The 23,605-nt window shown below is 40.2% G+C and carries 29 protein-coding genes; 9 read left to right on the forward strand and 20 right to left on the reverse strand.

The annotated features are described in order from the left end of the window. Nucleotides 1–23 precede the first annotated feature (23 nt). The gene (locus M8E35_RS03620) at nt 24–776 is read left to right on the forward strand and encodes a TSUP family transporter (protein ID WP_252467399.1); all 753 of its coding nucleotides are present in this window, start codon (nt 24–26) and stop codon (nt 774–776) included. Nucleotides 777–909: 133 nt separating this feature from the next. Here M8E35_RS03620 and M8E35_RS03625 read toward each other — a convergent pair whose 3' ends face one another. From M8E35_RS03625 to M8E35_RS03635, 3 genes are read right to left on the reverse strand one after another with little or no spacing between them, the layout of a single operon-like run. Beyond that, the gene (locus M8E35_RS03625) at nt 910–2,031 is read right to left on the reverse strand and encodes a VanW family protein (RefSeq protein ID WP_252467400.1); all 1,122 of its coding nucleotides are present in this window, start codon (nt 2,029–2,031) and stop codon (nt 910–912) included. A gap of 24 nt (nt 2,032–2,055) precedes the next feature. Beyond that, the gene (locus tag M8E35_RS03630) at nt 2,056–2,853 is read right to left on the reverse strand and encodes a PRC-barrel domain-containing protein (RefSeq protein WP_252467401.1); all 798 of its coding nucleotides are present in this window, start codon (nt 2,851–2,853) and stop codon (nt 2,056–2,058) included. Nucleotides 2,854–2,866: 13 nt separating this feature from the next. Then, nucleotides 2,867–3,580, reverse strand: coding sequence for a hypothetical protein (locus tag M8E35_RS03635; protein ID WP_252467402.1), 714 nt, complete (start codon nt 3,578–3,580; stop codon nt 2,867–2,869). A gap of 316 nt (nt 3,581–3,896) precedes the next feature. On the opposite strand from M8E35_RS03635, the gene M8E35_RS03640 reads away from it, so the two are divergent. Next, the gene (locus tag M8E35_RS03640) at nt 3,897–4,949 is read left to right on the forward strand and encodes a sensor domain-containing diguanylate cyclase (RefSeq protein WP_252467403.1); all 1,053 of its coding nucleotides are present in this window, start codon (nt 3,897–3,899) and stop codon (nt 4,947–4,949) included. A 97-nt stretch (nt 4,950–5,046) separates the two neighbouring features. Here M8E35_RS03640 and M8E35_RS03645 read toward each other — a convergent pair whose 3' ends face one another. The 6 genes from M8E35_RS03645 to M8E35_RS03665 form a co-directional block, all read right to left on the reverse strand. Next, on the reverse strand, nt 5,047–5,193 hold the full coding sequence (locus tag M8E35_RS03645; protein ID WP_207650033.1) for a hypothetical protein: 147 nt from the start codon (nt 5,191–5,193) through the stop codon (nt 5,047–5,049). 178 nt (nt 5,194–5,371) lie between these two features. Then, nucleotides 5,372–5,986, reverse strand: a complete 615-nt coding sequence (locus tag M8E35_RS03650; protein ID WP_252467404.1) for an IMPACT family protein — start codon at nt 5,984–5,986, stop codon at nt 5,372–5,374. A 1-nt stretch (nt 5,987) separates the two neighbouring features. Further along, a complete protein-coding gene (locus M8E35_RS03655; RefSeq protein WP_252467405.1) occupies nt 5,988–6,377 on the reverse strand; it encodes a thioesterase family protein in 390 nt (129 codons plus the stop codon). 113 nt (nt 6,378–6,490) lie between these two features. Beyond that, nucleotides 6,491–6,616: a hypothetical protein gene (locus M8E35_RS26420; RefSeq protein WP_282433990.1), complete on the reverse strand. Its 126-nt coding sequence runs from the start codon at nt 6,614–6,616 to the stop codon at nt 6,491–6,493. 23 nt (nt 6,617–6,639) lie between these two features. Then, entirely contained in the window at nt 6,640–7,062 is a 423-nt protein-coding gene (locus M8E35_RS03660; protein ID WP_252467407.1) for a CBS domain-containing protein, read from the reverse strand. Between the two features lie 188 nt (nt 7,063–7,250). Next, nucleotides 7,251–7,967: a demethylmenaquinone methyltransferase gene (locus tag M8E35_RS03665; protein WP_252467409.1), complete on the reverse strand. Its 717-nt coding sequence runs from the start codon at nt 7,965–7,967 to the stop codon at nt 7,251–7,253. Between the two features lie 221 nt (nt 7,968–8,188). Between M8E35_RS03665 and M8E35_RS03670 the strand changes: the two genes are divergently transcribed. Then, nucleotides 8,189–8,560 carry a PadR family transcriptional regulator gene (locus M8E35_RS03670; RefSeq protein WP_252467411.1) on the forward strand — a complete coding sequence of 124 codons (372 nt, stop codon included), beginning with the start codon at nt 8,189–8,191 and terminating at the stop codon, nt 8,558–8,560. Next, entirely contained in the window at nt 8,550–9,734 is a 1,185-nt protein-coding gene (locus M8E35_RS03675) for an MFS transporter (protein WP_252467413.1), read from the forward strand. The genes M8E35_RS03670 and M8E35_RS03675 overlap by 11 nt, the downstream gene beginning before the upstream one ends. A 149-nt stretch (nt 9,735–9,883) precedes the next feature. On the opposite strand, the gene fadR is transcribed toward M8E35_RS03675, so the two are convergent. The 5 genes from fadR to M8E35_RS03700 form a co-directional block, all read right to left on the reverse strand. Next, nucleotides 9,884–10,471, reverse strand: coding sequence for a fatty acid metabolism transcriptional regulator FadR (gene fadR / locus M8E35_RS03680; protein WP_252467415.1), 588 nt, complete (start codon nt 10,469–10,471; stop codon nt 9,884–9,886). Nucleotides 10,472–10,548: 77 nt separating this feature from the next. Continuing rightward, nucleotides 10,549–10,839: a winged helix-turn-helix domain-containing protein gene (locus M8E35_RS03685; protein ID WP_252467416.1), complete on the reverse strand. Its 291-nt coding sequence runs from the start codon at nt 10,837–10,839 to the stop codon at nt 10,549–10,551. A gap of 30 nt (nt 10,840–10,869) precedes the next feature. Beyond that, complete coding sequence (gene feoB / locus M8E35_RS03690; protein ID WP_252467417.1) at nt 10,870–12,957, reverse strand: ferrous iron transport protein B; 2,088 nt, start codon at nt 12,955–12,957, stop codon at nt 10,870–10,872. A 92-nt stretch (nt 12,958–13,049) separates the two neighbouring features. Continuing rightward, a complete protein-coding gene (locus M8E35_RS03695; RefSeq protein WP_252467418.1) occupies nt 13,050–13,316 on the reverse strand; it encodes a FeoA family protein in 267 nt (88 codons plus the stop codon). 193 nt (nt 13,317–13,509) lie between these two features. Continuing rightward, nucleotides 13,510–14,190: a YczE/YyaS/YitT family protein gene (locus M8E35_RS03700; protein ID WP_252467419.1), complete on the reverse strand. Its 681-nt coding sequence runs from the start codon at nt 14,188–14,190 to the stop codon at nt 13,510–13,512. A gap of 201 nt (nt 14,191–14,391) precedes the next feature. Here M8E35_RS03700 and M8E35_RS03705 point away from each other — a divergent pair, with 201 nt between their 5' ends. Beyond that, nucleotides 14,392–14,550 carry a hypothetical protein gene (locus M8E35_RS03705; protein ID WP_252467420.1) on the forward strand — a complete coding sequence of 53 codons (159 nt, stop codon included), beginning with the start codon at nt 14,392–14,394 and terminating at the stop codon, nt 14,548–14,550. 301 nt (nt 14,551–14,851) lie between these two features. Here M8E35_RS03705 and M8E35_RS03710 read toward each other — a convergent pair whose 3' ends face one another. After that, nucleotides 14,852–15,163 carry a zinc-ribbon domain containing protein gene (locus M8E35_RS03710; protein ID WP_229249665.1) on the reverse strand — a complete coding sequence of 104 codons (312 nt, stop codon included), beginning with the start codon at nt 15,161–15,163 and terminating at the stop codon, nt 14,852–14,854. Between the two features lie 208 nt (nt 15,164–15,371). Next, complete coding sequence (locus M8E35_RS03715) at nt 15,372–15,848, reverse strand: HD domain-containing protein (RefSeq protein WP_252467421.1); 477 nt, start codon at nt 15,846–15,848, stop codon at nt 15,372–15,374. A 109-nt stretch (nt 15,849–15,957) separates the two neighbouring features. On the opposite strand from M8E35_RS03715, the gene M8E35_RS03720 reads away from it, so the two are divergent. The 3 genes from M8E35_RS03720 (at nt 15,958) to M8E35_RS03730 (ending at nt 18,669) form a co-directional block, all read left to right on the forward strand. Then, nucleotides 15,958–16,938 carry a glycosyl hydrolase family 18 protein gene (locus tag M8E35_RS03720; protein ID WP_252467422.1) on the forward strand — a complete coding sequence of 327 codons (981 nt, stop codon included), beginning with the start codon at nt 15,958–15,960 and terminating at the stop codon, nt 16,936–16,938. 188 nt (nt 16,939–17,126) lie between these two features. Next, nucleotides 17,127–17,411, forward strand: a complete 285-nt coding sequence (locus M8E35_RS03725; protein ID WP_252467423.1) for a late competence development ComFB family protein — start codon at nt 17,127–17,129, stop codon at nt 17,409–17,411. 583 nt (nt 17,412–17,994) lie between these two features. Then, a complete protein-coding gene (locus M8E35_RS03730) occupies nt 17,995–18,669 on the forward strand; it encodes a Crp/Fnr family transcriptional regulator (RefSeq protein ID WP_073029348.1) in 675 nt (224 codons plus the stop codon). Here the strand turns inward: M8E35_RS03730 and M8E35_RS03735 are convergent, their stop codons facing one another. After that, entirely contained in the window at nt 18,670–19,524 is an 855-nt protein-coding gene (locus tag M8E35_RS03735; RefSeq protein WP_373887415.1) for a hypothetical protein, read from the reverse strand. A gap of 139 nt (nt 19,525–19,663) precedes the next feature. Here M8E35_RS03735 and M8E35_RS03740 point away from each other — a divergent pair, with 139 nt between their 5' ends. Then, the gene (locus tag M8E35_RS03740; protein WP_252467424.1) at nt 19,664–21,913 is read left to right on the forward strand and encodes a DEAD/DEAH box helicase; all 2,250 of its coding nucleotides are present in this window, start codon (nt 19,664–19,666) and stop codon (nt 21,911–21,913) included. Between the two features lie 83 nt (nt 21,914–21,996). Here M8E35_RS03740 and rd read toward each other — a convergent pair whose 3' ends face one another. The 3 genes from rd to M8E35_RS03755 form a co-directional block, all read right to left on the reverse strand. Continuing rightward, complete coding sequence (gene rd, locus M8E35_RS03745) at nt 21,997–22,158, reverse strand: rubredoxin (RefSeq protein WP_252467425.1); 162 nt, start codon at nt 22,156–22,158, stop codon at nt 21,997–21,999. A gap of 122 nt (nt 22,159–22,280) precedes the next feature. Next, nucleotides 22,281–22,730 carry a hypothetical protein gene (locus M8E35_RS03750; protein ID WP_252467426.1) on the reverse strand — a complete coding sequence of 150 codons (450 nt, stop codon included), beginning with the start codon at nt 22,728–22,730 and terminating at the stop codon, nt 22,281–22,283. A gap of 164 nt (nt 22,731–22,894) precedes the next feature. Next, nucleotides 22,895–23,590 (reverse strand): HAD family hydrolase, encoded by a 696-nt coding sequence (locus M8E35_RS03755; RefSeq protein ID WP_252467428.1) that lies wholly within the window; start codon nt 23,588–23,590, stop codon nt 22,895–22,897. Between the last annotated feature and the right edge of the window lie 15 nt (nt 23,591–23,605).

The raw sequence follows: 23,605 nt of genomic DNA on the forward strand, positions 1-23,605 counted from the left end.
GATGTCTAAAGTGAGGTATAATAATGTTTCTTGATCTATTCATAGTGTGCATTCTTGGTTTTGTTGCAGCAATGGTCGATGCAATTGCTGGAGGAGGAGGACTTATTAGTTTACCAGCATTACTAATGGTGGGTGTCCCTCCCCATCTAGCACTTGGAACTAATAAATTTGCAGCTTCCCTGGCTTCCTTAAACAGTTCTATAACCTTTGCTCGCTCTGGGAAAGTTCACTTTCCGCTTGTCAAGTGGCAGATTCCTTTTACATTAATCGGTGCATTTCTAGGTGCTTGGACGGTTCTCAGTGTCAGTTCCGATTTTTTGAATAAAGCTGTCCTATTCCTAATTCTATTTGTTGGAATATACACTTTGTTCCATAAAAACTTAGGGATCGAGAATAAATTCAAAGAACTAAGTTCTTCAAGGATAGTTGCAGGCTGTCTATTTGCGCTGATCTTCGGATTTTACGATGGTTTTTTTGGTCCCGGAACCGGATCCTTCCTAATTTTTTCATTCATCGCACTGTTTGGATTCGATTTCGTCGTTGCATCTGCAAATTCCAAAGTTTTAAATTTCACGAGCAATATCGCTTCTCTTCTCCTCTTTGCTTGGAATGGGAAGATTATCCTTTCTTATGGAATCCCCATGGCCATATTTATGATTTTAGGCTCTTATGTAGGTACGAAGCTTGCCATTCATCGTGGTGTTGAAATAGTGAAGCCTCTATTTGTCATAATGTCTTTATTAGTAGCTGCAAAACTTATTTTTCAGAATTTATAAGTTACTATCGCAGGAACAGAAGCAACTGCTTATAACTGTTGTCATTTAGTCTACTGTAACAATTGACTCCCGCTAGGGCTGCATAGCCTCCTATCGGGAGTCAATTTTCTACATATAACAATATAAATAAGTTCTATTTTGGGTCTTTATCCCACGATTCCGGACCCCTCGGATAACCTTGCGGATTTTGAAGCTCTGGGTGTTTTTCATCAGCCAATCCGAACAATCGTATTCTTAACCAGTTCGGACCAGTACGTGCACTTATTAATAAATACCCTTGAGTATTATTTCGAAAGCGAAAATCAAGAATTCCGTAGGATACTGTGGCATCTTGCCCTCTAATAACATAGGAAACCGGCAAAGAATGTGTGTGCCTCTCTTCAATAGACAGATTAGCTTGGAGTACAGCTTGATATAGCGTACTGGAGTCTTGGCAAATGCCTCCTCCAATGTCTTTGACCATCGACTGATTTACAAAGACAATGGCTGGGGAATAACCAGTAGCTACCGTTCGTTCTCCAACAACCTCATTGAATGAAAATACTTCTCCAGGTGGAATTAATCGATTATCCAACGCCATAGCGGCTAAACGCACATTATTAGTTCGTTGCCCATCCTGAGGATTAAAATAGGTCGTGTAATCTCCTAACTTATCCCCGATTTCCAATATGTCAGCTGTGCTGGGATTAGCCAGAATAACATTCACAACAGCCTCGACATTTTTTTGTACCTGTTCTTGGAAAATCTTTAACCAGGTCGCTTCAATATCAAGGTCTCTTCCCGATAGTCCGTCTGTCTTTTTCAATTGACCAGCGTCAAACTCAATTGTTGCTGCCTGGGCAGGTTGATTAATCAACCTGCTAAATTCTTGCAGCTGTGTAATAATTTCTGCTTGATCTAATCTAATGCTATCGGATGAAACGATCAAGGGTCGCGCCAGATTTTGAAAAATATCTCCAACCCGAGAGCCCGTTGTAGCAGGATAAACTTGATCTAACCAATGTTCAATCTCTGTATAAGTGCGTTCCCACTTCAAAGGATAAACTTGATCCACATACGTAACAGTATTCGGGAGTTTTTCTCTTAGTAGAGCAGATACTTGATCTCTACTTAATCCAGAAATATCCTGGTCCCATATCATTAACCCTGATGGCGCCCGGTCACGCGTATTGCCATACGAAACAACGGCTCCAAACCCCAGTGTAACACATAGTTGTAGCAATAAAGCTAAGATAAGCAACCTTGTTTTTTTCATAGTAGCTACATCCATTTATCTTTCTTAGTTTTTCTGCAAATGAGAGGTAACTTCCATCAAAGTGCTTCTAGTTTTAATGTGAGTCACCATTTCAGGCGTAATGTATTCTCCAGCACGCAAAATATCCCCATTGTCTAAAACAATATCATTCTCAACTTTTTTGCCGATGAAATATTGGAGTTGGCGTTGTTCAAACAGGTTAAAATCAGCTTCAAGCCCTTCAACTACATCCATTTTCTCAATAAAATCTTCGGTACCGATGCCATCTTCATTTTCCGCAATATTCTGTAACAGATCAGGATTCTCTATCTGAGATATTAGTTCATCGTTGAATTTGGAATTGTCAGAGTCTCGGGGAATCGCTTCCCCTTCAATAATCAGTAATTCCTTACCTAAAGTAATGATTTTTTCAGCCTCAATCTTTTGCATCTGTCCCTCTGATTCAAAAAGACAAGAAGCTATATAGCCGGTTTCCTCATCAATTATTATTTCTTTGACTTCTCCAATAAGTTGTCCCTTTTTTGTTAACACTTTTGTTCCTATTACTCGGATATCTTGCTTTAACAAATTCTGAATCTCTGTATTTTGCGCAACATCTTGTATTACTCCCTGATGTGGGACAGTAATTGCAAATTCTCCAATGCCTAAGATATCAGTGAAGGAAACGACCTTCGCACCAAAATAATCTGAGGGTTGGTCGATAATTATAAAATCTAGGGATTTGCTCTGTTGGTTAAGAACCAAATCCTTCACAACCCCAATTTGTGTCCCGTCCGAAATACTAATAACACGCAAGCCAATTATTACTTTTGTCATCTTCATAGGCGAAAGCCCCCTAATCATTAAAATATTTGTTAAGATTTTCTTTGATCATCCATGCATCAAAGCGATGCTGAAGCTCTGGATTAAATCGTGATATATTAGTTTTAACATGTATCTTTAACTCCGTTATAGCATAATCACGTTCCCCTAGATTATTTAGCAACCAATAACAATCCATGATTAAACATAAGGCCAAATCTGGCATCGGATTAAGAGCTAATGCACGCAAAAAATAATAGGCTGCCTGTTGAAAGTTATCTAAGTTTTTCTCTTTAAAACCTAATTCAATAAGTTCATCGATCGATGGCGCGTTTTCAGAATCACGAATACTCTCTTCCTCGACAGCCAGTTCTTCTTCAATTATGACCATTTCTTCTTCTACAAGTTCGTTTTGAACCGTGATCATTTCCTCTACTACAACTTCTTTTTCAACCGTGATCATTTCTTCTACTACAACTTCTTTTTCAACCGTGATCATTTCTTCTACTACAACTTCTTTTTCAACCGTGATCTCTATCTCTGAATTAACGGAGATAGCCTCATGTACATCCTGTAATTCTCTGTTGTTTCTTGTATTTCTATATAATTGTATTTTTGACCATATTGTACCCGAAATAATTAAAATCAGCACAGACAATATCCACCAAGTTGTCCAACCTGACCGAAGAGCTAAAGGAAACAATAACACAGCACAACTCAATAAAACCGAAATTGCAAATGCTCTCATTCGGGATATACCAAATACCCTCGCTTGCCAAATCAAAAACGCAACAAATGGAACACTTATTAAAACAACGGCAATTTGATATGTCAGAACATGGGCCCCCCCTTATATTAAACAGTATTTATAAAAATTCGACAGAAGTCTTGTTTCTCCTTCTTATTACTCTTTCGAATTACATTCTTTACTAAAGTTTCTTTTCGGAAATAAATATATTATCAAAGGATTATTCAAATTTAGAGAGAATAATATAAACATTGTAGCCATATACAACATGTCTGCTCATCATACATGCTTAGATTTCGGTTTAGGGGGCATATCTATGTCTAGTGATCGGAGAAACGACCCAGAAAATACTTCTATATTATTGGAAAGAATACAAACCTTAGAAAGTCAACTAGAAGAAATACGTCTACAGACTAATGTTCTTTTAGATATTGCACGTGCACTTAATGCGTCGCTTGATCCAAGAGTGATTGCTGCCAATATTATTAGTGCCATTGCTTCACTTATTAGCATTGATCAAGCAAGTGTTTGCCTTTACAATGAGAAAACGCAAGATTTTGAAGTTATTGGAGTCTTTGACTCACGTACAATATACCCTCAGATGCCACCAAATCTCGATTTGTCTTTTCTCGCTCAAGTATTATCTGAAGGTGTTACTTATTATTGCTCCCCAGGAAATAGAGCACAGGATTGGGAATGGATATGTTGCTTACCCCTTCAGAATGCCCAGCACAAAACAGGCACAATAAATATTCACGCGATTCGACAAGCGGAGATAACTCCAGAACAAATGCAATTCTTAGAAACAGTTGCTGGTCACGCCACTTCTGCCTTGGAGAATGCTCTTCTTTATGCCATTGTAGAACGAGAATCAATTACTGACGGATTAACTGGCGTATATAATCATAGATACTTTCAAAAACGCTTGCATGAATATATTTCACTTTGTCAACGTCATAAACGATCGGTTACTTTTGGCTTACTCATGATTGATGTTGACAACTTCAAACAATTTAACGACCGCTTCGGACATCAATTTGGAGATACTGTATTACAAATTATCGTGAGAGAACTTAGAAACAATTTAAGAGAAGAAGATCTCATTGCCCGTTATGGAGGAGAAGAATTTGCCATTCTTATTCCAGAGGCAACACAAAAAATCGTATTATTTATCAGCGAGAAAATTCGAGAAGTCGTGGAGAAAACCCAAGTTTACAATCAAATAACGGCTATGAATGTTTCTGTTACTGTAAGTATTGGCGTCACACTTTGGCGTTCCACCGATACTCCTGCTTCCGTAATAATGCGAGCAGATCATGCCCTGTATGAAGCAAAAACAACGGGCCGAAATCAAAGTATCTTTAGGTAAATAATTCGTCTTTTTTGATGCCTGCGCAAAAATCAAAAACACCCCTCTAATCAAGGGGTGTTTTTGGGTGATTACATTTAACTAGTATTACCATTTATTAAGCTTCAATCGCTCTAGGCATTCTGCCATCATTTTTCGGTAAATTAACAGTTACTTTAACAAGCTGAACGCATGAAGCAGCGATAACAACTGCGCATCCTCCCAGAAATCCACCGATGATTAGTATAGGAATGAAAGCTAACATAAAAACGCCCCCTTCACTCAGAATTTTGCTCTTCTTTTCACTATCATATTTAACCATGCCATTAATTGTTCTGATCCTCATCATCATATTATCATATATGGATAATAAAAGAAAGTGATTGTGTTCACTTTCTTAAAGTTCTACTCTTCTGAATTATTTAAATTTTATATGTTTTTAGTTATCTCCAGATGGTGCCTTGACTCTCACAACGAACTTGTCTTCTAGTAAAATCATCAACCCATTTTTGAAATACCTCAGCTTCTTGTCCATGAACATGAACAAGCATTTCAATCACTTCTCTAAAGTCTTCCTTTTCAATTATCCAATTATGTTGGTCAAATTGATACTTAAGCATTTCAAACCATTCATAAGGCACACTTAAAACATATATTTGATAGAGTGCCAATTCCTTTAGTTCTGTCTCATTAATTAGTTGCCGGGCAGTTCCCCCATAAGCTCTAGACAGCCCGCCGGTTCCCAGTAATACTCCTCCAAAATACCTTACTACAACCAATAATACGTTCCAAATATTTCGATGTTGCAGAATATCAAGTATTGGCCGGCCACCTGTCCCTTGAGGTTCACCATCGTCTGAGGATTTCTCAATAAACCCGTCATGCAGTCGATATGCATAGACATAGTGACGTGCATTTGGATACTCTTCGCGAATATTCTGCATAGCTTTATCAATTTGCTCCGCAGTTGTCAGCGGAACTGCAATACCAATAAAGCGAGATTTATCAATTATCTGTTCCCATGTTTTCCTCTCAGATAATGTATTAAATCCTTCCACGTTACATCCCCTGTTTGCGAGTTTGTGTTTTAGCAAGAAAAGGTTCAATATCGATTATAAAACGTTCATGCATTCCAAAACCAATTTGACCCGCTTCATCACAAACTTCAACTGAAAAAACAAGTCGCCGACGGTCTATTTCAACAAGTTCAGCCGTTGCAAAGACGTTAGCGCCCAAGGGTGTTGCAGCACTATGTTTAATAGTCAAGGAAGTCCCCACACTGGATTGTCCAACAGGCAATGCTAAAGAATTTACAGCAGCTTGTTCCATTAGTGCCACCATTGCTGGCGTTGCGAAGACTTCAAGTTGTCCACTTCCCATTGCCTTAGCAGTATTTGAAGCAGTTACCGTTGTCTGAGCCTGACCTTTTCTTCCGACATTTAAATCCATAGTGAACACATCCTCTTCTCGTAATGTTGTAGGTATTGTCATTATTTTATCATAAAACAACTAATAGCGTCGTGAATTTTTCACAACGCTATTAGCTGTTTTATGGCTCTATTCTACATCCTAGCGATCCAATAGCCGATGTACCCAACAACAATTATCCCTACAATGTGAAGTACCCACCATCCTGTTCGAAACGCTCCCCAAGTCCCTAAGTCAATTCGATCTCGTAAATCGCTCATTTTTTTCACCTAATTGTTATTTTTTAATGATGAGCACCTTGTGAAATACCACTAAGGGCATCACCAGCTTCATTCACATGAATTTTTTCAGTGGCTAAGTCACCTAATGCAACTATCCCAATTATCTTACCCTGCTCAGTGACCGGTAATCTCCTGATTTGATATTCAGCCATTATACGTGTGGCTTCATGAACATCTTGGTCAGAAGTTACTGTGATAACCTCAGAATTCATAATATCTTTGGCAGATGTGCTTTGAATGTTTTTACCATCTGCTATAACCTTAAGGACAATATCCCGATCGGTAATGATACCTAATACTTTATTCCCTTCACAAACAGGAATTGACCCTACATCACTGCTCCTCATCAACCGTGCTATGTCTACAATTGAAGAACTCGGAGTGACCGACTCAACTTGGCTAGTCATAACGTCACGAACTTTCATACTTATCCCTTCCTTTTCACAATATTCCTATGTAACATCGATAGTATGGACATCTTTGCAAAGAATCATGCAGAGAAATTAAGAAACACAGCTCCTCTTGTGGGCAAAAAATTAGTAAGATAATAATAAAAAACCGTTTAGCAACGGTTTTTTATTTATCAAAAGGATTTAAACAGGATTAGACCAGCTCATGGTTTTTTCCCTGAAACTATGGCGACAACACCACCGGCTAAATTATTAAAGCTTACATCTTTCAAACCGCACTCTGTGAAGATACGGGCTAATTCTTCTTGAGCCGGGAACTCTCGGGCTGAGTCGTGAAGATATTGATAGGCACTGGCTTTTCTTGCCCAAACCTTGCCCATTAAGGGAACGAGCTTATCGAAATATAACCAATATGCTTGTTTAAAACCTAGCAGTGATGGTTTTGCCATATCAAGAGATACAACTTTCCCGCCCGGCTTAACCGTTCTCGCCATTTCTCGCAATCCCTGTCTCAAATCCGGCAAATTTCTTAATCCCCAGCCCACAGTTGCACCGTCAAACGAATTATCTGGAAAGGGAAGCTCCATTGCATTCCCTTGAATAAATCGAATATGAGCCGGATTAGATACTTGGCGCAAGGATTTTTCTGCTACTTCCAGCATCTTTTGCGAAAAATCCAATCCTGTTACATTCCCTTCAGGCCCAACAACATTTCCAATTTCCATTGAAAGTTGTCCTGTCCCACAGCAAACATCAAGTATATGCATACCAGGCTTTGCCCCGACCTTTTGAACCGCAAGACGCCGCCATCTTTTATCCATTCCTAAGCTCATTAAGCTATTCATTAAGTCATAACGCCCTGCTATAGCATTGAACGTCTCTTTCACATAAGTGGCCTTATCTTTCCCTGCAAAATCCATCGCAATCTCCCTATCTGTTGATTTTGTTTAAAATAGTATTGACATTTTCTTAAATACTACCCCTACATTAACTATTTGTCTAGAGACTAGTCTATTTATGTTCAATGTATTACATTTCAATATTCATGATCAATATATTGTTTTAGTTTGACCGTATTCCTGAAAGCAATTATACTGTAACAAACAGTATGCTGTAATAAACAGTATAAGGGGGCATAGTCTTGAATCGTTCAAAACAAAGTCGTCACACTAACGCATTTATTCTCCTCTTTCTAGAGGAATCCTCATCGGCCTATGGAGCACAGATCCTCTCTAGCTTGCAGACAGAAATACCATATTGCTTAACGGACAGTCCCAGTGTTTACCGCGCCCTTCAGGACATGGAAGAAAAACAATGGGTAAAATCAACTTGGCAGACCTCAGAGAAGAGTCCTCCTCGAAAATGGTACACCATCACTACCCGCGGAAGAACTGCACTTCATGATTATGCTGAGGATATTGTCCAACGGCATGCTAATTTCGAATTTTTTCTTACCCACTACGCCCTTATTAAAAATAACAAGACCGAAAGGAGCTCCCAAAATGAAACCTAAGCAACCTATTGAGTATTCAACGATCGGAATATTATCTTTGGCTCACATGCTTAATGATATGTACAGTAACTATCTGCCTCAAATGCTTCCTTTTCTGGTTGCAGCAACGGCTCTCAGTACCACTAGAGCAGCCATTTTAGTATCAGCGTTTACTATTAGCTCTTCGTTCATTCAGCCAATCTTTGGTTACTTCCTTGACCGGCAGGGGAAGCGTTGGCTTGTCCATGTGGGCACCCTATGGATGGCGATTATGCTCAGTTTAACGGGTCTTGTCACTAACTATCTCCTGCTTGTTCTCCTAGCCACCTTGGCAGGTCTTGGAACTGCCGCCTTCCATCCCCAAGCTTCAACAATGATTACTGTTGTCAGCGGTGACCGAAAAGCAGTTCTCTTATCTACTTTTATAGCTTTTGGAAATATTGGCTTTGCTCTCAGCCCGCTTTTACTGGTTCCCTTGTTTCAAACCTATGGTCTTAGCGCTACTGTTTATACGGTTATACCGGGAATATTAGTCGCTTTGTTACTCTTTTTCTTTGCTCCCAAGAATAATGTCCTTGGCGGAAACGTCCCTACTTTATCCGAAGTATTACATTCTTTACAAACCGCACGAAAAGAACTCTTAGCTATTACCAGTGTTATTGCGATTCGTGCATTAGCATATACTGGATTGTTAACCATCCTTCCCTTATATTTTCAAGCACAAAATCTTTCTTCAATTGCCTCTAGTCATTTAGTTTTCATTATGCTGTTTTCTGGAGCAATTGGCGGAATCTTAGGTGGATATATTTCAGATCGTTATGGCCGTAAACTCTTAATTGTCAGTTCGCTGGTCCTAGCTACTCCTCTTTTTTATGGCTTTTCACACACGCAAGGCATTTTGAGTATTGTTTTCTTAGCCCTTGCTGGCGCTTCTCTATTATCTAGTTTTTCTGTGACCGTTGTTGCAGCCCAAGAAGCCATTCCAAATAATAAGTCTTTAGCAGCCGGATTAACCATGGGCTTTGCCGGAGGAATCGGAGGTCTGCTGGTCATTATAATCGGTCATATAGGAGATCTTTACGGTTTAGCAACGGCAATTTCCGTTTTATTCTTTCTTCCCCTTGTTGCAGGAATTATCGCCTTATTTATGAAAAACCGACCTTCAGCAAAAGCAGAACGAATAGCCGCACGATGACCATTATACAGTATAGCTGAGACAAATGAAGAAAACCGGTAAGGTTTCCTTCATGTTTGGGACGGGATCTTCAAAATAAGAGCCTTTCACTTTTTTGATTGAAGTGAAAGGCCTTACAATTCTTATAACACTTATGAGGTAAACTTGAGTCATTGTTTGATTTTAAAGGCTCCCCGCATTAGCTCAAACACTAATTCTTCAATACCTTCCAAAGGACGAGGTTTCTTAGAACTCACCCAATCACTGATTGCAGCATCTAATGTACCGAAGAACATCTGTCGACCCACTTTTACGTCAGCTAATATGATTTCTTGTTTCTCCACACCTTCTGTTAGAACTTGCTCAATTAAATGGAAATATTCGCGTAGAGGCCCAGAAATAGCCTCCCTAATTTTCGGGTCTGATTGTCTAAGCTCAATCTGTGTAACTATAGCTAGCGAACGATTTTCCTCCATGTATTTGAAGTGAGTTCGAATTATACAGAATAATCGTTCTTGGGTTGTCTGACATTTGACTATCGACTGACGAATTTCTTGAATAAAATTCCCCATTCGATCCGAAAAAAGACTGACCAAAATATCTTCTTTATTCTTGAAGTACAAATAAATGGTTCCATCAGCAACTCCAGCTAATTTAGCAATTTTGGATACTTGGCAGGTAAAATAGCCATATTCTGCAAAAGCCTCCGTGGCTGCATCTAAAATTGCCTGATATTTTTCCTCACGGGGCTTACTCATTAGTTCACGAGCTCCCTTCTTCACAGTAAAGATAGACCTAATACTTTAGATCATATCATATTTCGAAACTTCTCACATCATCTGCCGGGATACTGTCTTAAAATTATTTGCCCCTTCTCTGTGAGTACCCAAAAAGTAAACGCCTGAGTAGAAAGAAAACCACAGCCTTCACAGTGACCGCTGCATTGATCTATTCCACAACCGGGACTGCAAGCTTGTCCTAAGATCTCACGACGAACATATCCCATATGTTCCATTTGCTCCAGAGCACTTTCAAGCTCTCTAACTGAATAGCCTACCTCTGTAGCAAGCTGTGTCATTGATAATGATTCTTTTCGTGATAGCACTTCCATAATGCCTGTAAGCAATCCGCTTCACCCCCAAAGGGTTTTTTTCATTTATTGAAAGCCAAAAAGCTGTCCTCCATGAAAAATAAGCCAGCCTATGATAAAACTAAGGATTAGGTTATAAGCAACTCCAAAACTTGTCCAACCCAAGCTTCTTGATTCCTTATAGGTTGTAACAACGGATGCCAGGCAAGGGATATAAAGCATATATACTACCAGAAAGGTATATGCCCCTAAAGGAGTCATTGCCCCAGTCATTGCCTGTGCGATGGACTGCGACGCATCAGCAGCAACACCGTATAAAATACCTAAGGTCGATAATGTCGTTTCTTTAGCAGTAAATCCAAAGACAATCGCAACCATAATCCGCCAGTCGAATCCTAACGGCTGCCCGATAAAAGCTAACCAACCGCCCATTTTCCCTGCCCACGTTTCATTCATCGGGACTCCTTGTGGATAAGAGCTTAGGACCCAAACCACAATCGAAGCTACTAAAATGAACGTCCACGCCCTTTTCAAGAAAGAATATGTTTTTTGCCACGTAGGCAAGAGCACATTGCGAATAGTGGGAACATGGTATAGGGGGAGTTCCATGACGAAGGCAGAGCGTTCCTTTTGCCTAACCACTCTTCTTAAAAAGAGCGCGGAGAACATTACGAGAAGCATACTTAATAACAATAGACTTACCATAATGAAGGCCCCTCGAGATCCAGGGAAAAATGCAGCCACAACAGCACTCATTACCCCTAAGCGCGGTACACAGGGAATCAATGGATTTATTAGCATTGTAATTAAACGATCTTTTGGATCTTCGAGAGTTCGCGTAGCCATAATCCCTGGAACATTACAGCCAAATCCAGAGACCAAGGAGAAAAATGACTTTCCATGTAACCCCATTAGTTGCATAAACCGATCTCCAAGAAATGCTGCACGCGCTAAATATCCACTGTCTTGCATTAAGGAGAAAAAAGCAAAGAAAATCGCAATTTGGGGCACGAATGCCAAAACGGCACCTACCCCTGCGAATATTCCATCTCGTACCAAACTCTGAATAACTTCCGGCATTTGACCCCACTGCATGATAACAACAATCACATCTGCCGCCCAGGCCATTGCTTCAGATACAGCACCGCCTAAAGGTGCACTGGCAACAAAAGAAAACCAAAAAACCAGTGATAAAATAATTACCATAATAGGGTAACCCCAAAAGGGAGAAAGAATCCATTCATCTAATTTGTCTGTCCAAGTGCGTTTGACAGGATTCTCATTCACCCTAAATTCCGGGAGTATTTTAGAGATATATTTGTACTTGGCATCTGCAACTGCCATCTCGAAATGATCCTTGTTCCACCCTTCTGCCTCATATGCCTGGAGTAAAGCTTCTCCAGGCAAACTTACCGATTCTTGAAGTTCATATTTTACAGGATCCCCAGGGTCGCAACACGGATCCGTGCTCCTATTCCTTTGGTTTGTCTGTGGGATACTCTTCCAAGTCTGTCCAATTTCCGGATCTTGTTCTAAACGTTTAATAGCCAACCATCGCAAGGGATACTTTGTAGCCCAAATGGTATCTGATAATAACCGTTCCATTGCTTGAATTCTATTTTCAAGCTCCTCCGGATAAGGAACATCATCCGCTATCGGATCTTTTTTAAGTTTTCCTACCCTAATAGCCTCAGCTAGAAATTCTTCAATACCTTGTCCTTTAGCAGCTGTGATTTCTACTACAGGGACATTCAAAGCTAATGCTAATTTATTAGAATGAATTGTTATTCCTGCGGTTTTTGCTAAATCCATCATATTTAAGCCGATTACAACACGGGGAGCAAGTTCAAGGATTTGAAGGACAAGATAAAGGTTTCGTTCAATATTTGAAGCGTCCACCATTGCCATCACGACATCTGGTTTTTCGCGGAGAATATATTCTCGTGTGACAATCTCTTCCTGAGAGTATGCAGTCAAACTGTAGGTTCCGGGAAGATCAATGAGCTCTATTTCCTCATTGGCTCTATGGATAATTCCTGACTTACGTTCTACGGTTTTTCCAGCCCAATTCCCAACTTGTTGATTTGATCCTGTTAAGACATTGAAGACCGTACTCTTGCCAACATTAGGATTGCCCATAAGAGCTATTTTCATGACCCTACCGCCTCCTCTCTTCGCAGCTCATAATTATGTCCTAGCGGCAACATTATATTGAAAATCACTCATTTACTCGTCATAAAATATAGTTAACGACTCGCTAATGAAGGCTCGCTGTATTCCCGATTTGGCGCACAAACCATAATCCTGGCGCACTCTCCTCTACGCATAGCTAAGTAGTACCCCTTCAATCTGATCTGAAGCGGACCACCTAATGGAGCACAGCGAACAACTTCTAACTCTACTCCTGGGACGATTCCCATATCCATCATCCGACGACGCAAGGCCCCTCCGCCTTCAATACGTTCAACACGCGCTCGTTCTCCAGGTTTTAAATCCTGTAAAAAGCGATCCATCGGCTATCCCTCCTCTATCAAAATGATAACCATTCTCAAGTTTGGTTAAAAAATAACTGAGAATACATCTCATTTGTTTATAGAATACTATTCTTTATCTACCCTGTCAATAGAAATTATCACATGTGTAACCGGTTTAACGTCAATTCCTTAACGCCAATGACATAACATTGGGCTTTAGAAGTTAAATGGACTATATGCCTGTTGTTTGACTGGCCTTCTTCTTTAATATCTTTGCTCTTAAAAGCTTTAAATCCACATCAATGAACCTGTGTTGAATCTGATTGACATTAAATCTAAAAAGCTTAAATACGAACTGAATAATATAGCCAAGTACTATAGACATGATCAGTGTTCCTGCCCCTACGAACCCGCCTAATAAATATCCCACAAAGAGTGCGCTAATTTCTATTGAATTTCTGATAAATCGAACTGATCTACCAGTTTTTTTGGTTAAGGCAATCATTAACCCATCACGCGGACCGGAACCCAATCCTGCACTTATATAGAAATAACTCGCTAATCCTATGATAAACATACCTAAAAACATCATGATTAAGCCAGAAAAGATTCCATTTGATAACGGGATAAAATGATTAAGCATTATTAAATCCATGAACAATCCAATGAACAACATGTTGCATAAGGATCCCCATCCTAAACTTTCTCCTAAAACAGCATTAAGCATAACAAGAATAATCCCTACGCCAATACTTGCTTGCCCCATAGTAATTCCTGTTAAATATGTAATTCCCTGATGAAAAACATCCCACGGTGATAAGCCAAGGTTAGCGTTTATTGTCAATACTATACCTACTGCAAACAGGAAAAGACCCGCAAATAACCTGATAAACCTTCGAACCATCTGTGACATTGATAATCACCATAACCTTCTACTCTACTAACTAGCCTCATTTTATAATTCACGAAAAACGATTCGCTAGTATATTTTGTTATTTACTAAATTGCTAGAGAATACATAATTCTTCTTCACTATAATCATACTTATTATAGGATATGAGTTTAATTCCTGCAATCTTATCCTTATGCCCATTCATAAAGGAGGAAACCCGCTATGACATCGCCTAAAAATAAAGTCTCCAATCCGAAAGATGCCCAGCCATCTAAGCTTAATCCTAAGACCTCTTCCAAACCCATTACTACGGGAGAAAATAAAGAGGACGTAATTTTTACTAAAGATAAAAGTCCAGATGATCTGGAAATCCTTGATTAGATACTTTCAGAGTCCACCGCAGTCTTGAGATCACTTGGACCAAGACTTTAATGAAAGCTATTTTAGTAATGGCAATGTCACGAAGGGTCTCAAAGTTTGCAACTCTGCTTTCTGCCAGACCATACCTGGATGCCAAGGAAAGCTTTTCTTCCAATTGTGAAACTCCCGCTCTGCAAGCGGGAGTTTCACATTGTACTCTGCTTGGGAAGCATTGGGAATATGGTTACAGAAATTAATAAAATCGATCCATATAAAAAAGGCCCAGGGGTTACCCCTAAGCCTTTTGAAAATCATCTTATCTTTAGTAACGACGCATGGATTGAAAGCAATCGCGACAATACACAGGTTTTTCCCCAGAAGGTTGGAAAGGAACTTCAGTCTGTGCTCCACAGCTTGCGCAGACTGCCGGGAACATTTCACGTTGTGGACGACTGCCAAAACCGCCGTAATTACTTCGACCACCGCCTGATTGTTGCTTGCGTGCCTGACGACAAGCTGGGCAGCGGGTTGGTTCATTTTCAAAACCTTTTTCAGCATAGAAGTCCTGTTCACCTGCTGAAAATACAAATTCTTGACTGCAATCGCGACATGTTAGATTTTTGTCTTGAGCCATGATAACTCCTCCTTATTTGGTGTTCTTGTATGTTGGATCCTCTTAAATTATCATCCTTGCACCAAATACGGTCAGAATTATGGATTCCAATTTTAATTAGGCCCAATTTTTAACAAGCACACGGTCAGTATAGCAGAGGGCTTGCTTATTAGCAACCAATATTTTCTACAAATTCAACAGCTTTATGAGATTAAATGTAAAAATACAACTAAATTCTGCCCAATTCCCCTAAAGCCGCCTTCAGTCTGGTAATATGAAAAGGTTTCATGATGTCCTCTCCATGCCAATGACAATCCAAGATATCAGCATCCTTAACTATTTCCTCGAGCGGCGTTCCGATCTCATGCTTCTTAGAATGATTTATAACTGCTTGTACGATCTGTTCTTTAGCTTCTTTAGAACCAATTTTTTGAGTTAGGAAACGCCGAACTGGTTCCTCCCCTTTTGGGGCATGTTCATTCTGCCGCCCTGTGACCCAACGGCCAATGTCGTGTAAAGCACAAGCTAAGGCAGCCTCATCTACATTAACTCCTCTCTTTTCTGCTAGTATGCGACCGATTTGTGCACAGCTTACAGCATGAACTTTCTCCCATATGATTGGATAATCCCTTTCAATAGACTGCATCTCCAAATCATCCAGTATGGAGAAGATATTTTGTAAATCATAGATAAATTCCCATTTCATGGCCGTCCCTCCCATTTTACTTAATTTTACCATTTGAAAAAGGCAAATTAAATCTCTTTCTCCTCATATCTTATCCTAAGAGGATTTGCTATACGAGGAGGAGGACTGTTTGAATTCAAGTTGGACACCCACAGCTCGACGTCTCTTAGACAAACGATTATGGATACTTGGTTATTATTCTGAAGATTTCCAGGGCGATTTTCGCGCAATTGAAACGCTTCGGCAACAAGGCTCACGCATTGATGTTTATGCTGACTTTGCCTTCCAGTTAAAGCCTGATGGTCAATTTACAGGCCAAGTAAATAACCTGGCCCTGCAAGAAGCTATTGCCCGCGGTACTGCGCCTCTCGTTCTCTTCCATAATTTTAACGGAAAGGTCTTCGATCATCTACCCCTGCGTTCTATTTTATCTTCAACTGCCTCGCAACGAAATTGCATTAATAACATGATAGAGTTACTTCCTTCCAATATTGCCGGTATCCATGTAGATTTCGAAGGGGTAGAAGGTTCTTACCGCATTCCATTTTTGACCTTTCTTGAATCTCTAAGGACCATATTGCATGGACGTGGCTTACTGTTAACAATTGCTATTCCAGCTAAACGTTCGGAGTGGGAAGCGCCGGGGTATGACTTTGCAGGAATTGGGCGTATATGCGACTCCATAACCCTGATGACCTATGACGAACACTACTCAGGAGGTTCGCCTGGCCCTGTAGCAAGCTTACCTTGGATGACCGAAGCACTCGACTATGCCATCCGCTATATACCTAACGAAAAACTGTTATTAGGTATTCCTGCCTATGGATACGATTGGTCCAGTGAACCAACCCGTCTTGTCCCAATGCGTGATATCCCAGAGTTAGTCACCCAAACCAATGCACGTACCCTTTGGTCTGACCAAGCAGTTGAACCATACTTTTACAACTGGAAAGGAAGAGTTAAACATACTGTGTGGTATGAGAATGAGCTCTCTGCCAAGATTCGTTTCGGTTTCGTCAAGAGCTATCGATTGAAAGGCATTGCCATTTGGCGCCTAGGGTATGAAACAAGCCGTTTCTGGCAGGAGTTGACAAGTAAATTTAAAAAATAAGTACTATTATTAAAGAATCATTAACAAGAGCATCTTCTCAACGAGGTTGCTCTTTTATCTTTATACTAAATAGAATTCTTCGTAAGTTCTCAACTTTTATATTAATAGATGAGAGCATTTACTTGTTCTTTGGCGGGTTAACCTTTATTATTGGAATTAACTATTTTTAAAGGAGATGAACTTACTCTATGTATGAGCTTAAGAATCACACAGAAACAGTTGTCCAACAAACATTGCAAAACTATCTCCGCAACAACGTTCTTAAATGCTCATGTGAACGCTGTCAGGCTGACATCATGGCACTCGCCTTAAACCGTTTGCCTGCACGTTATTATGTTTCTTCACGTGGTGAGATAATGACTCAGTGGGAGTCACAAGCACTGCCTGACCAAACGCGTATTATTACAGAAGTTGTCCGTGCTGCCCAACAAGTCAGTGCTACCCCTTTACACCCAGTGAACTCGTTCAGCTAAAGCTGAACATCGAGACTTCGGTGACGTAAGTCTCCAGTACGATAGTCTCCGGTGGAGATTATCGCTGAAAGCGCACGGCCCGTAACGAATACAATTGCGCTGAGGATAGACTTATGCCAAAGGGGCATATCCACAGACGAATACATTCGCGCCGTAGGATGGAGCCTACCTCCTTCGCGCCAAGTGTTCCTATTGGGAAAGGCGCTCGGCGATACTCTCCACTGGAGACTATCGTCGCCGAAGTAAAATAAGGAACACACCACTTGAAGTGGGTGTCTCGGAATTGATAAACCAACCTTATTATTTTCTTTGTTAATTGTTTGGTTACTCGGCATTTATTACAATAATTACAGATAGAACTGCAACTACAAATAATGTAAATACTCGAAAAGGATCATTGATAACTTGTTCTATTCGCACTGGAGTCAATTCAATATCCAACATATCCCTTCCCCCTTACTCCTCTTCTAGTTTATGGTATTTTAATAGAATTGGGAACAAGGCTATTATTGAATATGTGGTTTTCGAAAGGTCCAAAAAACAGAATTTATAAGACCTCAAATTTGGAAATGAGGTGCTATTCGTGGTTAACTCTGAAGACCTTCGTCGCTTTTCTCTGTTTTCTTCCTTAAGCTCTAATGATGTCGTCCCTCTTCTTCCACATTTAGTTGAACGTCGTTACCGCCGCGGGCAGTTATTATTTGTCGAAGGAGAAATAGGTTCGTCAGTATTTTTTGTTCTTTCTGGGCAGGTTAAACTCAGCAGATCTACTCCGGCAAGTGAAAAGCAAATTATCGATTGGTGTGGTCCCTATGATTGTTTCGCTGAGGTTCTGCTTCTAGAAGCTGGTTCATATCCTGCTACTGCTGAAGCCATTAAGGACAGTACCTTGTTAGTCCTTAACAATGAAGTAATGCCTCAAATTTTAGAAGCAAATCCTGCACTGTCAGTAGCTCTTATACGTACCTTGAGCCGAAGATTAAGACTTTCCCAAGAGTTCATACGAATCTTAACTAATCGCTCTACTGCTGGAATTCTTGCGGCCCTTTTTCTTCGTTTAGCTCGACCTGCTGAAACTCCAGGAAAACCAATTTTCGTAGATGCCTCTTTAACACATCGGGATCTAGCCAGTATGATTGGAACGTCTAGAGAATGTGTCAACCGGGCCATCAATAGTTGGAAACGATCAGGAATATTGAAACTAGCAGACGATCGGTTAGAAATTCTCAAACCCCATGAACTTGCTGAGTGGCCTTAATTAAAACACCATGGAACTTGTGCTGCCAGGTCGTTCTAATTGGTTGATAATACGCCAACATTCTTCCCAGCTTATGTTCGGTTGACGACGCCAAAAGATCATAGCTGCACGAGTTTTTTCACACTCGCGATCGTTAAGCATGCTTTGACTCGGCATTTTCCCTCCCCATGCATTTACCCATTCCTGATAACAATGAATCAGTTCTGTTGATTGGCTTTTTAAATACCGAACAGTGTAAATACTGGCTATCCAATGAACAACCTTATCTTCCCCCACCCTGGAATATACTTGCCCATCTAAGTCTGCTCCAGCGACTAATAGAAGCAAGAATAAAAAGTGAACTCTGACAGCTTGCCGTAATATTTCTGGATTAATCTCGTAAAGTTCGGAAAAACGTCCTAAAGGCTTGAGAAACAGTTTAACTGAGGGCTCCCTATACGTACATACTCCAAAAGCAGCAAGCGGGATTGGATAAACATCTTCCAGGCCACTTTCTTGTAATTGACCTACCAACTCCCGTTCAGCTTGAACTAGACGCTGTTCTCGTATTAAAAGTTGCTCTGCGGTCTCTTTTAGAAATAATTCTGCTTCTTTAGGACGCTCCGGAAGAGAGTCCGCCCATTCTCGTAAACGGGATCGTTTAGGCATCAAAATTTCTATCATTGAGCCCGTCTCTTGGTGTAACAGTTTAAAACCCTGACGAACACGATCAGGATCACGATATAATCCCCGCATAAGCATTTCAGCAGGTTGGGGAATTTCTACAGATTCCTCAAACCGTACAATCACTTCTCCATTTCGCTCTGGAAACTTGAGTCCCATAGCCTTCTCAATTTCTAATCTCATTGAAGACACGTCTGATCCCCCCTAGCCTTGTCTCTTGTTTCATCCTATGGATTCAAGGGATAATTCAGACCATCTTAGCCCTAAATTTGACCATTATTGATTGCTTTGTTAAAATTAGTAAAATGATATCAGAAACGAGCTGACTGACATGTCTAAGCGCACTTATCACGAAATGATCCTAGACCCTTTCCAGGAAGAGGCACTTGATGCAATCGATGCCGGTAAATCCGTCATAGTAGCAGCACCTACTGGTACTGGGAAAACTCTTGTTGCGGATTATTTAATAGAAAAAGCCATGCGGGAACACTTAAGAGTAATCTACACTGCTCCAATAAAAGCTCTTAGCAATCAAAAATTCAGAGACTTCAAGAAACAGTTTGGCGAAGATGCTGTAGGCATAATGACAGGAGATGTTGTACTTAACCCAACCGCACCCCTGCTAATTATGACAACTGAAGTTTTTCGTAATCAAGTTATCACTGAAGACCCCAACTTAGAGTTTGTATCTCATATAGTTTTTGACGAAATTCACTGGCTAAATGACGAGGAACGCGGGACCGTTTGGGAAGAATCTATCATTCTGGCACCACCAAAAATGAAGATCCTTGGTTTGAGCGCTACGATCGCTAATGCTAGTCATCTAGTGGACTGGATCGAATCCATCCGTCATGAAGAGGTTGCACTCATCGAAGAACATAATCGAGTGGTTCCCCTAGAATACTATTACTTTACTAAAGACACTGGACTTGTTGACTACGATCAACTTTGGCGTTACTACCGCCGAAAACTCAAAGATCGGATCAATGATGAAAGCCCCTTTGGCCCTACGACTCACTTAGACCTCATTCGCACAATACAACGAAGTCATCTTCCGGCACTTTTTTTCGTTTTCAGTCGAAAACAATGCGCGATAAAAGCAATGGAGTTAGCAAACATCGCAAATTATCTAAGACCCGCTGAACGGAAAACCGTCGAAGATAAATTCATTCATCTTTTTGGTCATGAGATTGATTGGTCATCTTCGACACGTCAACTCAAGCGTTTATGTTCCAAGGGGATTGCCTATCATCATGCCGGATTGCTCCCCTCTCAAAAGGTTATTGTCGAAGAACTCTTTCTAGAAAGGTTAATCAAAGTACTTTATTGCACAGAAACCTTTAGTGTTGGGATTAATTATCCTGTCAAAGCGGTTTGTTTTGATTCGCTAAATAAGTATGATGGACGTAATTTCAGACCCCTTGCCAATCACGAATTTTTCCAAATGTCTGGTCGGGCGGGACGTCGCGGTCTTGATGAAAAAGGGTTTTCATTCGCCCTAGTTGACTTAGGGTATATGGAGAAAAGTCCGCCGCCTAAGTTCCAGTTAAATCGCCTCGAACCCCTGACCAGTCAATTTAGACTGACTTACAATACAGTTCTAAATCTCACTGCTACGTTATCTCAAACGCAAATAGAAACGTATTTTCAAAAGAGTTTTTCCGCTTACAGCTACCGACTAAGTTCTGAGCGACTTCATTCAGAATTAGCCCAAATCCAACAAAAACTTGAAGGAACACATCAACATCTTTGCGAAGAGGTTGGTTCCTTTAACTGTCCTTTAAAACATCATCCCAAGCGAAAAGAGTTAGAGAAGCTTAGAAAGGCCTATAAATCCTTAGGACCGCGCAAGCAATCCCGTGTATACGGGCGAGAGATGGCTCGTAAGATTCGCACCTGGGAAAAACTTTTATCCCAAACACCTAAAAGTTGTGTCCCTCAACAACAGGAAAACTGCTATGCTCAAAGTAAATCGTACTTAACTATAAAACAACAGCAGCAAGAACTTCAAAATGCCTTAGCTGCCCTTCCTGAAGAAAATGCCTTTCTCCAAGAATTTGAATACAAAAAAACTCACCTCCGTCAAATAGGGTATTTACGAGAAGATGAGTTATTGCCCCGAGGGACCTGTGCCAGCCGCATATATGTACAAGAACTCCTAGTCACTGAGTTAATATATTCTGATGTTTTCGCGCAATTAGACGATGACCAACTCAACGCCTTGCTTTCCAGCGTTGACTTTGAAGCTAGGAAAAACGATATGTTTCACCGAACCTCGGTCTTTGATTCAACTCCAGTCAAAGAAATTGCTGAATACATTCAAAGTATTTGCGGACAAGATGCTGTGAGATACGATCCTCGTGTTGCTGGAATTACGCATGCATGGAGCCAAGGCAGTACATTTGTCGAGGTACAAGCTTTATGCAACCTTGACGAAGGCGATATCATCAGTGTTTTTAGGCGAACCATTGATCTGATGCGCCAAATGAGAGAGGCTGTAGGTGATTCTGCCTTGCGCAGTCGCTTAAAAGTATGCATGGAAAAACTTGACCGAGATGAAGCGGCCATTATGGAACTATAAAGAAAGCCAGCTTGGTATAAATCGTTTAAAGGGAAAAGCTTTTTGCTTTTCCCTTTTTTTCTAGAAGCCATATAAACCCATTATTACTCGGAAACCTCGAAATTATCCTTGCCTACTCCGCATAATGGACATACCCAGTCTTCCGGGATATCCTCAAAAGCAGTGCCTGGAGCAATTCCGGAATCTGGATCTCCGACTTCGGGATCATAAATATAACCACAAGCTGAACAAACATATTTTTTCAAATTAAAATCTCCTTTCATTTATAAAGTTAACTTTTGCATTACTTATTTTAACATTATTAATGTAATTTAGCCAATTCTTTCCGCGTTAAATTCTATCTTGCAGTTATTTGGAAAATTATTTGTTATCGTAAGGATCCAATATCAAGGGAAATATCATATTTCTTCAATACGTACCCTCTGAACTCTTCAACGCATTGACAAGGGTCTCGATGATCGCAAAAACCAACTTCTAACTTTCCAATTAAATGATGGTGCAAAATATGAACGTTAACGTATAAATGACTTACTTTTTCATTCAGTTTAATATAGTGCTTAACAGCAAAAAAAAGTAGAATGAGCGTCAGTATACTCACGCTAATTCCAATCTCCGGATATAACCAGGGTAGGGTTAAGGCTAACAATGCAAACAAAAAAACTACGAATAAGCCAATTGTCTCCTGGCGCCTAACGAGCTTCCATTCATTATACCGGCCAAGAAATTCATAAAATAACTTAGCCATACGTGCAGATGGAAACGGTGGATTAAGACCCTCTACCGTTTTATCAACTACGTACTGGCAAAGCGTTCCCACCCTTATCCTTCCTTTCTTGTACAATCAGAAAGTATAACCTTGCGTTATATACTTTCCAAGCATAAGTGCAACTAAGGATATCGCCTGCGCCGGAGGCTGCAAGAAAGCTAACACGTGCGAAGACAGTGTCTTCGGGCGATAGCCAAGTTTTCTAATCGGGCTTCTCATAAACTTCCTTGACTTATAAGCCGAGAAAGATCATCCAACTGACCCACATAATCAGTCCTATCCTCTGTTTCAATCGAGCTCCCTAATAAAAAGACTTTCATCCCCAGTTCCTGACAGACCAAATCACTAATATGCGTACTAACTAACAAACAACTTTGAGATCTAACCCCAAGTTTTTCTGCTGTTTCTTTGAAAAAACCAAGATGTGGTTTGCAATAATGAAAATTATCTAAAGTCGCAATTACTTTAAATTGTTCAGGTGTAAGACCTGTCCAACGAATTTGTTCTTGTATAGCAATTAAAGGCATTAGAGGATCCGAAACTATTGCCGTTAAAAAACCCTGTTGAATAGCATTTTCTACTACTTTAACCCCTTGTGGATTAGGCTTGACAAGGCAATGTAATGCTGGAAAATCAGAGGTGTAAAACTCCTCAAAAATAGGTTTTAGTGTTTGTACTGACTGACCTGTTGCTTTAGAAAAGTCCTCAAAAAAGGCTTGCATAACTATTTGCTCAGGTTTAGGTTCCTTTTGAACATTTTCCATAGATTTTAAAAATTGTTTAGAAAACTTATCAGGCGAAAGTATATGTGCAAAACGCGGTGCCAAAATTCCAAGGTAATTCTGCACGAATTTTACCGTATCAAGGCTTGACAATATTCCCTCTATATCAAAGATAATAGCTTGAATCACGATTATTGTCCTCCT

It is taken from the genome of Desulfosporosinus nitroreducens (genome assembly GCF_023897015.1).
GTDB lineage: Bacteria > Bacillota > Desulfitobacteriia > Desulfitobacteriales > Desulfitobacteriaceae > Desulfosporosinus > Desulfosporosinus nitroreducens.